The following is a 6708-nucleotide window of genomic DNA, read 5'->3' as shown; positions in this document are numbered from 1 at the left end:
GGAGGAGTGGAAGACGAAGAATGTGATTTTGTCCGGGACTTTGAGCTTTAAACTTTAGTCTTTAAACTAATAAAGATATGAGTAATCGTTTTAGAAACGAGTTGACTGAAGGGGAAGTTGAGCAGGAAGTTCAGCCAGTAAAGAAAAAGGCCGAACTTCCGCGCAACTTTTTTACGGTTCTGCTTACTGAGGGGGTTATCTCGAAAGAGGCCGCTTCTGAAATGTTGCCTTTTATCATTTTTATAGCACTTCTGGGAATGCTGTACATTGGAAACAGGCATTTTGCTGAGAAGAATATCAGGGAAATAGATAAGTTAAATAAGGAGGTTAAAGAATTGAGTTGGGATTTTAAGACACTAAAGGCTGACCTGATGTTAAAGAGTACGCAAACCGAGGTTGCTAAAAGGGTAGATACCTTCGGTTTGAGGGAGCCGGTTGAACCTCCAAAGAAGATAATGGTTGCTGAGGATGAATTGAAGTTAAAAAAGTAATAATTGCACGAAAGCAGATAGTGATATGAATATCAGAACTGACATTTTGTTGCGTGTGTATATTGCCTTCGGGGTAATTGTACTGTTTGCTTTTGCGGTGTTGTTTAAGCTGTTCCATGTGCAGATCGTTGAGGGGAAAAAATGGCGGGCAATGGCTGATAGTCTTTCAACACGGTACGTAAATGTAGAGGCTGTAAGAGGCAATATTTATTCGGTAGACGGAAGTCTGCTGGCAACGTCTGTGCCGGAGTATGAGTTGAGAATGGATCTCCTGGCTGGCGGGATTGAAAAGAACGAGATCTTTTATGAGAAGGTAGATTCTCTGGCTGAGAAGATGTCGCGCTTTTTTGGCGATAAATCTGAACGTGAATATGCCGGAATGTTACGTCAGGCACGTAAAGAACGTTCCCGTTATCTTTTGATTAAGAGAAATGTTACTCATCAGGAACTTAGTGTGATAAAAAAGTTTCCGATTTTCAATATGGGCAGGTATAAGGGCGGATTGATAGCGGTTCAAAAGAACAAGCGGATACTTCCGTTCAGATCGCTTGCTGCCAGAACAATTGGCTACCGCAATGAACATGTTCAGCCGGTAGGCCTGGAGGGCGCTTATGGTGGTTTTATAAGCGGAGAGAGCGGCCGGAGGTTAATGCAAAGGATTGCCGGGGGAATATGGATGCCGGTTAATAAGGATATAGAAATTGCCCCCAAGGATGGTGCTGATATTATCTCTACAATCGATATCAATATGCAGGATGTCGCTCAGAACGCGTTGCTGAAGCAATTGATAAAGAGTAATGCTGATCATGGATCCGTCATTCTGATGGAGGTGGCGACAGGTGAGGTGAGGGCAATAGCCAACTATACCCGAACTTCTGAAGGGATCTATAAAGAAAAGTTTAACTATGCTATAGCTGGTAACCAGGATCCGGGTTCTACTTTTAAAGTTGCTTCCTATATGGCTTTACTGGAAGATCGTGCTGTGGATACGAGTACTTTGGTTGAGACTGGTAATTATAAGATTCCGGGGCATATGATTAAGGACTCGCATGGTAGCATTGGAACGGTTTCTGTAAAGAGGGCATTTGAAGAATCATCAAATGCTGCTGTTGCAAAATTAGTTAATACAGTATACAGGGAGGATCAGGCGAAGTTTACAGATCATTTATACCGGTGGCATTTAAATGAAAAACTTGGGCTGCAGATTCCGGGTGAAGCAAGCCCGGTCATTAAGAATCCATCTAACAGGAGCTGGAATAAAAATATGACGCTCCCCCAGATGGCATATGGTTATGAGATGCAGCTCACGCCTTTGAAAATGCTCACTTTTTATAATGCAATTGCGAATAATGGGAAATACGTGTCTCCGATTTTTGTCCGGGAAATCAGAAGGCTGGGCTCTACGATAGAGCGTTTTGAGACCAGGGTAATTAATGAGAAAATTTGCTCCGACGAGACATTGAAGAAAATGAGGGAGATGCTGGAGGGGGTTGTAAACGAGGGCACCGGGAAAGGGATCATCTATAATCCTCTCTATAAAGTAGCCGGCAAAACAGGAACTGCCCAGGTAGCCGACGGAAATAAAGGATACAGGGCAAAAAGACAGTATCAGGCTTCGTTTTGCGGGTATTTTCCGGCAGATATGCCGAAGTATTCACTTATTGTCGTGATAAATGGTCCTAAGAACGGGTATTATGCTGCGCAGGTTGCAGGTCCTCCGTTCCGGGAGATAGCAGATAAGATATATGCAAGTGATGTAGAGATGTATACTCCTGTTCGCGAAAGATATGTTGGAAATACCAAAATGCCAGCATCCAAAGCAGGGTATAAAAGGTCGACGCAGAAAGTCTATAAGGCTTTAGGGATAAAGGCTTTTTTGGCCTCTAACAGCGAATTTGTGAATACAGTTGATACTAATAATGGTGTAGCGGTACGTGACGTAAAAATTGTGCCGGGAACTGTGCCGGATGTAACAGGTATGGGTCTGAAAGATGCTGTGTTTTTGTTAAGCAATGCAGGCCTGAAACCAGTAGTCAAGGGAAGTGGCAAAGTTGTAAAACAGTTACCAGAACCGGGTGGTAAGCTGATCAAGGGGCATCCAATTTCGATTGAGTTGAAATGATAATCAGGATAAAAGAATTATTGACGGGAGCCGGCGTATTGTCAATTGAGGGTACGACAGAGCTTGAGATCGGAAAGATCTGTTTTGATTCGCGGCAGGTAACTCCCGGATCTCTGTTTGCTGCCGTCAGGGGAACCAGTGCAGACGGACATCAATTTGTACAAAAGGCAGCGGAGACGGGTGCTGTGGCGATTGTTTGTGAAGAGTATCCCGCTGTTATGCAGGATGGCGTTACTTATATAAAAGTTGAGAATTCTGCTGAAGCGCTGGGCGTTATTGCATCGAATTTCTATGGGAACCCATCGGATAAGCTGAGGCTGACCGGGGTGACCGGTACGAACGGTAAAACGACCGTTGCAACCTTGCTTTTCAGGTTGTTTGAAGAGCTTGGATATAAAGCGGGACTTATTTCTACTGTAGAGAATTATATTCACAATACAGTAGTTCCTTCCACCCATACTACTCCTGATCCTATCAGTTTAAATCAATTGCTGGCGGAGATGGTGGATGCCGGATGTGACTATTGTTTCATGGAGGTTAGTTCACACGCTGTAGTACAACACAGAATCAGCGGGCTGAAGTTTGCGGGGGGGGTATTTACAAATCTCACACACGATCACCTGGATTTTCATAAGACTTTCAGAGCTTACCTTGAAGCGAAAAAAGGATTTTTTGACGGCCTGGGTAAAGATGCATTTGCATTGGTTAACGCTGATGACAAGAATGGAGCTGTTATGCTTCAGAATACCGGAGCCTGGCAAAAAACGTATGCATTGAAAAATATGGGTGATTTTAAAGCTAAGATCATCGAAAATGAACTAAGCGGGCTGCTTCTGGATATAGAGGGGCAGGAAGTGTGGTTCAAGCTTGTTGGGAGTTTCAATGCGTATAATTTGCTGGCGGTGTATGGGACAGCATTGCTGCTTGAGCAGGATAAAGCAAAAGTGTTAACTGTGTTAAGCCGTCTTACGGGCGCGGAAGGCCGTTTTGATTATGTCATTGCGCCATCGGGGATTATGGGAATCGTCGATTTTGCCCATACACCTGATGCTGTCCAGAATGTGCTGAGTACTATTCACGACATCCGGAAGGGAACTGAACAGGTTATTACGATCATAGGATGCGGAGGTGACAGGGATAAAACAAAACGCCCGGTTATGGCTCAGGTTGCCTGTGACTGGAGCGATAAAGTGATCCTTACTTCTGATAATCCGCGTTCAGAAGATCCGCAAGAAATTATCAGGGAAATGGAAGCCGGTATAAGTCCGGAAAATAAAAGGAAAGCCCTTACAATTACCGACCGGAGAGAGGCTATCAAAACGGCTTGTCACTTTGCTAAGCCGGGAGATATTATTCTGCTGGCAGGAAAAGGGCATGAAAAGTACCAGGAGATAAAAGGGGTTAAGTATCCTTTCGATGATAAGAAAATATTGATTGAACAACTTTACCAGAATAGCTGATGCTGTATTATTTATTTACTTGGTTGGATAAGGCGTATGATTTTCCGGGCGCGGGGGTGTTTCAGTATATTTCCTTCCGGACGGCTATGTCTATTATATTTTCGCTCTTATTTACTACCATATACGGCAGCAGACTTATCCGGTTCCTGCGAACTCAACAGGTAGGGGAAACAGTGAGGAACCTGGGGCTGGAGGGGCAGATGCAGAAGCAGGGTACTCCGACAATGGGAGGGGTTATTATTCTTCTGGGGATTCTCGTTCCTACTCTTTTGTTTGCGAAATTGAGTAATGTTTACGTGGTGCTCATGATCGTTACTACCGTCTGGATGGGAGCTATCGGGTTTGTGGATGATTATATAAAGGTATTTAAACGGGATAAGGAAGGGCTGGCCGGGAGATTTAAGATACTGGGACAGGTGGTCCTGGCAATCATCATTGGCTGGACTATGTATTTTCACCCCAATATTGTCGTGAGGCAGCAAGTTACGCTTCCAACGACAAATACCAGTCCGCTTGAAGTGCATCAGAAAGGTAACTCTTATTATTTTACGCAGAATCTGAAGTCGACAAGAACAAATATTCCCTTTTTTAAGAACAATGAGCTCGATTATGCAAAGTTCCTTAGTTTCCTGGGAGAGGGGTATGAAAAGTACGCATTAGTAGTGTTTCTGGCATTTGTGATTCTTATCGTTACCGCAGTTTCAAACGGTGCAAACTTGACGGACGGGATAGACGGACTAGCAACGGGGACTTCGGCGATTATCGGGTTGACGCTTGCGATACTGGCCTATGTGTCTGGTAATACCATCACAGCAGATTATCTCAATATCATGTATATCCCTAATTCGGGTGAATTAGTGGTTTTTGCAGGAGCGTTTACCGGTGCGTGTGTCGGCTTTTTATGGTATAATTCATATCCGGCACAGGTGTTCATGGGTGATACGGGAAGTCTCGCTATCGGGGGGATTATCGCCGCGTTTGCCATCATGATCCGAAAGGAACTATTGATTCCTATTCTGTGCGGAGTATTCCTTGTGGAAATATTATCCGTTTCGCTTCAGGTTTCCTATTTCAAGTATACTAAAAGGAGATTTGGGGAAGGACGCCGGATCTTCTTAATGTCTCCTCTGCATCATCACTATCAGAAAAAGGGATATCATGAAGCTAAAATAGTTACCAGATTTTGGATCATCGGGGTTATCCTGGCCATCCTTACCATTGTGACACTCAAGTTAAGATAATTTATAATAAGCAGATGGACGGAATCAAAGACATATCAACTTTACAGCAGCCCCAATCAGGGAGGGGTAGTCTGATTGTTGTTCTTGGAGCTGGCGAGAGCGGGACGGGAGCTGCAATTCTGGCCAAGATGAAAGGATTTGATGTGTTTGTATCTGATCTGGGAGAGATCGCTGACATCTATAAGGGAGAGCTTGAAAAGAGAGGTATTGCTTTTGAAGAAAGGACGCATTCTGAGGAGAAGATTCTTCAGGCTGCTGAGGTAATTAAAAGCCCCGGAATACCGGAAAAAGCTCCATTGGTAAAAAAGCTGAGGGAACGGGGGATTCCCGTCATCTCTGAAATCGAGTTTGCAGGACGGTATACTTCGGCAAAAAAGATATGCATTACCGGTTCCAATGGGAAGTCGACCACGACCATGCTTACTTATCATATCCTGAAGAACGCCGGATTGAATGTCGGGCTTGCCGGGAATATAGGAAAGAGCTTTGCCTGGCAGGTAGCAGAGGTTAGTTTCGATATCTACGTGTTGGAAATCAGTAGTTTCATGCTGGATGATATGTATGATTTTAAAGCAGATATCGCTGTTCTTCTGAATATTACACCGGATCATCTTGACCGGTACGATTATAAAATGGAGAATTATGCAGATTCTAAGTTCCGCATCCTGCGTAATCAGACTGATCAGGATGTATTCATCTATTGTGAAGATGATCCGGAGACTATTAAGGGCCTGCATTTGCATACCGTCAAAGCGAACGCTTTTCCATTTTCTATACAGAAGAAGCTGGAAAAAGGAGCTTATCTTGAAAATAAAGAAATTAAAATAAACACTGATACATCACAATTTAACATGTCCATTTCAGAATTAGCGCTTCAGGGCAAACACAACGTTTACAATTCTATGGCTTCAGGCATTGTAGCCAAAGTACTGGAATTAAGGAATGAAACGATCCGCGAGAGCATGGGGAGTTTCAAAAATATAGAGCACCGGCTGGAGCATGCAGGGAGTATCTCGGGAATCGATTTTGTTAATGATTCAAAGGCTACCAATGTTAATTCAACCTGGTATGCGCTTGAGAGCATGAATACAGATGTTGTTCTCATTCTTGGAGGGGTGGATAAGGGGAATGATTATTCTATGCTGAAAGATCTTGTTAAAGACAAGGTGCGTGCAATCGTTTGTCTTGGAAAAGATAATAAGAGAATACACGACGCTTTTGAAGAGGATGTTGATGTGATCGTGAATACATTTTCGGCAAAGGAGGCGGTTGAGATAGCTTATCACCTGGCGAAGAAGGGAGATACGGTATTGTTGTCGCCGGCATGTGCAAGTTTTGATCTGTTCAGAAATTACGAGGACAGGGGAGAGCAGTTTAAGGCTGCTGTGAGGGAC

General features: G+C 43.8%; 5 protein-coding genes. All 5 read left to right on the top strand.

Translation table 11 applies throughout. The features are described from left to right. Nucleotides 1-77: 77 nt before the first annotated feature. Nucleotides 78-491 carry an FtsL-like putative cell division protein gene (locus tag DDR33_RS15610; protein WP_109416729.1) on the top strand — a complete coding sequence of 138 codons (414 nt, stop codon included), beginning with the start codon at nucleotides 78-80 and terminating at the stop codon, nucleotides 489-491. 25 nt (nucleotides 492-516) lie between these two features. Beyond that, complete coding sequence (locus DDR33_RS15605; RefSeq protein WP_109416728.1) at nucleotides 517-2613, top strand: penicillin-binding protein; 2097 nt, start codon at nucleotides 517-519, stop codon at nucleotides 2611-2613. Beyond that, a complete protein-coding gene (locus DDR33_RS15600; protein ID WP_202913757.1) occupies nucleotides 2610-4073 on the top strand; it encodes a UDP-N-acetylmuramoyl-L-alanyl-D-glutamate--2,6-diaminopimelate ligase in 1464 nt (487 codons plus the stop codon). Before DDR33_RS15605 ends, DDR33_RS15600 begins: the two co-directional genes overlap by 4 nt. Next, complete coding sequence (gene mraY, locus DDR33_RS15595) at nucleotides 4073-5314, top strand: phospho-N-acetylmuramoyl-pentapeptide-transferase (protein WP_109416727.1); 1242 nt, start codon at nucleotides 4073-4075, stop codon at nucleotides 5312-5314. The genes DDR33_RS15600 and mraY overlap by 1 nt, the downstream gene beginning before the upstream one ends. A 14-nt stretch (nucleotides 5315-5328) precedes the next feature. After that, nucleotides 5329-6708, top strand: a 1380-nt coding sequence (gene murD, locus DDR33_RS15590) for a UDP-N-acetylmuramoyl-L-alanine--D-glutamate ligase (RefSeq protein ID WP_109416726.1), incomplete at its 3' end; no start/stop codon positions are given.

This window comes from Pararcticibacter amylolyticus, from assembly GCF_003130405.1.
GTDB lineage: Bacteria > Bacteroidota > Bacteroidia > Sphingobacteriales > Sphingobacteriaceae > Arcticibacter > Arcticibacter amylolyticus.
Note: the sequence above shows the minus strand (reverse complement) of the source record. Positions and strands in the feature narration are given on the sequence as shown.

Coding starts and splice junctions, on each gene's coding strand:
- DDR33_RS15610 (WP_109416729.1), top strand. CDS start 78: ATGAGTAATCGTTTTAGAAACGAGTTGACTGAAGGGGAAGTTGAGCAG.
- DDR33_RS15605 (WP_109416728.1), top strand. CDS start 517: ATGAATATCAGAACTGACATTTTGTTGCGTGTGTATATTGCCTTCGGG.
- DDR33_RS15600 (WP_202913757.1), top strand. CDS start 2,610: ATGATAATCAGGATAAAAGAATTATTGACGGGAGCCGGCGTATTGTCA.
- mraY (WP_109416727.1), top strand. CDS start 4,073: ATGCTGTATTATTTATTTACTTGGTTGGATAAGGCGTATGATTTTCCG.